Here is a 3,480-nt window from a genome sequence, read left to right on the forward strand (position 1 = left end):
ACGGAGGTTGGCGGAGTTGCGGGGCTGCATAGGCGTCATGTTCATAGAAAAACGCCCCAGGCCATCGAGACCCAGGGCGGTGAAGATATCAAAGACCCGTTTTCCGGTAAATCGCAATGCGGCTCCGCTTAAGTGAACAGCATTGGGGGGGAGAGGGGGCTTTTTCTGCCTCGTTTTCTATACCGGATGCGGTTAGAATGGCAGGCCATTTTACTCACAGGCAGTGGTCATAAGATGCTGAAGATATACAACACACTCACTCGTCAAAAAGAAGAATTCAAACCTATCCACCCGGGCAAGGTGGGCATGTATGTGTGTGGCGTCACTATCTATGATCACTGTCATATCGGCCATGGCCGTACCTTCGTCGCCTTCGACGTCGTCGCTCGCTACCTGCGTTATGCAGGATACGACCTCACCTATGTGCGCAACGTCACCGACGTGGACGACAAGATCATCAAGCGCGCCGCCGAAACGCGCGTGACCTGTGACGATCTCACCGAGCGCCTCATCGGCGACATGCACCAGGATTTCGACGCCCTCGGCATGGTGCGTCCGGACATCGAACCCCGCGCCACCCAGCACATCGGCGAGATCATCGCCCTGGTTGAAACCCTGCTGGAAAAAGGGCACGCCTACGTGGCGGACAACGGCGATGTGATGTTCATCGTCGACTCCTACGCCGACTACGGCAAGCTCTCCGGCCAGGATCTGGAACAGCTGCAGGCCGGTGCCCGGGTCGACGTGGTGGATGCCAAGCGCAACCCGCTCGATTTCGTGCTGTGGAAGATGTCCAAGCCCGGCGAGCCGACCTGGGACAGCCCCTGGGGCCCGGGCCGTCCTGGCTGGCACATCGAGTGCTCCGCCATGAACTCCAAGCACCTTGGCAACCACTTCGACATCCACGGCGGCGGCTCGGATCTGCAGTTCCCGCACCACGAGAACGAGATTGCCCAGTCCTGCTGCGCCCACGGCGGCGACTACGTCAACACCTGGATGCACAGTGGCATGGTGATGGTGGATAAAGAGAAGATGTCCAAATCCCTTGGCAACTTCTTCACCATCCGCGACGTCTTGGCCCACTATGACGCCGAAACCGTCCGTTACTTCCTGATGTCTGGTCATTACCGCAGCCAGCTCAACTACTCGGAAGATAACTTGAAGCAGGCCCGCGCCGCCCTGGAGCGGATGTACACCGCCCTGCGCGATCTGCCGCTGGCCGCTGCTGCCGGTGGTGACGAGCAGGTGGCCCGTTTCAAGGAAGCCATGGACGACGACTTCAACACCCCGGAAGCCTACTCCGCCCTGTTCGACCTGGTGCGCGAGATCAACCGCCAGAAGGGTGAAGACATGGCCGTTGCCGCCGCGCTGGGCGCCCGTCTGCGCGAGCTGGGCGCCGTGCTCGGCATCCTGCAACAGGATCCGGATGCCTTCTTGAAGGGTGACGAAGCGGACGAAGAGGTCGCCGAAATCGAGCGCCTGATCGCCGAGCGCAATCAGGCCCGCGCCGACAAGAACTGGGCCGCAGCGGATGCCGCCCGTAACCGCCTCACCGAGATGGGTATCGTGCTGGAAGACAGCGCCGGCAAGACCAGCTGGCGCCGTGCCTAAGGCCGGTGGTGCTGCTGGCGCCAACCGGTTGAGCCTATAAAAAAACCGCAGCCATTGGGCTGCGGTTTTTTTTGTGGCCTGCCGAAGCCTCGGCATCCTGCGGTCTGATCCCCTCGCCCCTTGGGGGAGAGGGTCAGGGTGAGGGGGCTCGCATCATTACTTACCGGAGTGCCTGCAAGCCGTCTGTTGCTTGCCTCCAGTTCCTACCTGATCTGGTTGGCTCCTCTGATCATGGCTGGTCTGGCAGTGTGTTCAGGTCTTTGGTGCGCGCCTCGGTCAACTGGGTGAGACAACTGCTGTGGACCATGGGCGCCATTGATCCCCCTTCATAGACGCCGGCCTCGTAGCGGCACTGGGCATCGCGAAAGGTGATCCAGGCCCGTTGCGCGGTTCTCAGCCTTTCCAGCTGTGCCTTCTCCAGGGAGGCAACCCGCTTTTTATAGGCGGCATTGAGCTTGGCATCGGCTCGCTGGTAATCCTGAAACGCACAGATGTTCATGTCGGTTTGTGTCACCGGCGCAGTACAATCCTGTTCGGCCTGAACGGCAGTGGTTGCCAGCAAGAGCAACAGGGCGGGATAGGGTCTCAAGAGGCAGTTCCTTTGTGGTAGGGAGAGGGCCAATATACGGCATAAACCGGCTCGATGGCGGCTCTGTTTTTCAAGAATAACAAGGAGATGACGTCATGAAGTTGAACTGGATGCCGTTTCTGGCCCTGCCTCTGCTGGCGTCCGGGCTGTCTGTGGCCGCCACTGCCCCCGATATGCAGGTCCAAGCCCGCGCCAAGGTGGCCGAGTTTCTGGTCTGGGAGCGCAGCGTCAAACCGAGCGGCCTCTATCAGGCAGACCTGGGCGGTGCGTTGCCCAACATCGTCTCCCCCGAGCTGCTCTGCCTGCTCAATGCTGCCTCCAAGGCGCGGGAGATAGCCACTCGCGAAGCCCCGGACGAGAAGCCCCCCTTCGTCGAGGGCAACCCCTTCCTGCCCAATGCCTGGGATCACCTGCTGGGCTCTGAGATACTCTCGTCTCGCGCCATCGCCGGCAGCCGGGATCGCAGCGAGGTCAAGGTGCGCTTCACCTTTGGCGAGCCGGGCTCCCCGCTCTACGCCTCCAGAGGCACCTACCGTTTTGTCAGCACCTATCTGGTACTGGACGGGCCGCAAGGCGCCCGCATCACCGATATCGACGCTGGCGGCAGCTGTGATTTCTGCCAATCCGGCAGCCTGCGTACCGCCCTCTATGAGACGCTCACCGCCTATCCCGCCGCAGGAGGAGAGCAGTGCAAGGGGTTGGGGAAATAGAAATCAGGAATAAAAAAAATCGCAGCCGAGGCTGCGATTTTTAGTGGTTTGCCGAAGCCTCGGCATCCTGCGGTCTGATCCCCTCTCCCCTTGGGGGAGAGGGTCAGGGTGAGGGGAGCTAACGTCATTCTCCGGCTGAATGCCGTCCAACGCCTTAATGGCATGGCTTCGCCATGCAGGACACGAGGGCCTTGCCCTCGAAGGGATTTCGCCACCGCTACGCGGCTTGGCGAGTGACTTTTGAAAGACCAAAAGTCTTCTCCCCCGGTAAACCGCCCGCTTCGCGGGTTCCCTCGTCTCGTCCAACGGGTCGGACGGAGCGCCGCAGACGGCACTTTGGCCTACGCCATCCATGGCTTCGGCCAAAGCCCGCTTCGAACATCCTTGTTCTCGCGCCAAATCGGGGTCGAGCAGTGCTCGGGAGGGTGCGAATAAGCGGGGAAATTCTTCTCGGCTGACTCAGTCATTTCATTTTTTCAGTTTGAGCCGATCTTTTCTCCCGTAAATGCCTTGAATCAGCCTATTTAGACCGTTTCTTCGCCATTTAAGGCGTTATTCCCAGTTTTTAGT

The 3,480-nt window shown here is 60.2% G+C and carries 3 protein-coding genes; 2 read left to right on the forward strand and 1 reads right to left on the reverse strand.

Going from position 1 to position 3,480, the window contains the following annotated elements:
- Positions 1-234: 234 nt before the first annotated feature.
- Entirely contained in the window at positions 235-1,611 is a 1,377-nt protein-coding gene (gene cysS / locus J9892_RS15595; RefSeq protein WP_210538571.1) for a cysteine--tRNA ligase, read from the forward strand.
- 229 nt (positions 1,612-1,840) lie between these two features.
- Here the strand turns inward: cysS and J9892_RS15600 are convergent, their stop codons facing one another.
- On the reverse strand, positions 1,841-2,200 hold the full coding sequence (locus tag J9892_RS15600) for a lysozyme inhibitor LprI family protein (protein WP_111896743.1): 360 nt from the start codon (positions 2,198-2,200) through the stop codon (positions 1,841-1,843).
- Positions 2,201-2,295: 95 nt separating this feature from the next.
- On the opposite strand from J9892_RS15600, the gene J9892_RS15605 reads away from it, so the two are divergent.
- Positions 2,296-2,910, forward strand: coding sequence for a hypothetical protein (locus tag J9892_RS15605; RefSeq protein WP_210538572.1), 615 nt, complete (start codon positions 2,296-2,298; stop codon positions 2,908-2,910).
- The last annotated feature ends 570 nt before the right edge of the window (positions 2,911-3,480 follow it).

It is taken from the genome of Aeromonas sp. Prich7-2, assembly GCF_017939255.1.
Taxonomy (GTDB): Bacteria; Pseudomonadota; Gammaproteobacteria; order Enterobacterales; family Aeromonadaceae; genus Aeromonas; species Aeromonas caviae.

Excerpts from the sequence above, each read along its gene's own strand:
- cysS (WP_210538571.1), top strand. The coding sequence starts at position 235 with ATGCTGAAGATATACAACACACTCACTCGTCAAAAAGAAGAATTCAAA.
- J9892_RS15605 (WP_210538572.1), top strand. The coding sequence starts at position 2,296 with ATGAAGTTGAACTGGATGCCGTTTCTGGCCCTGCCTCTGCTGGCGTCC.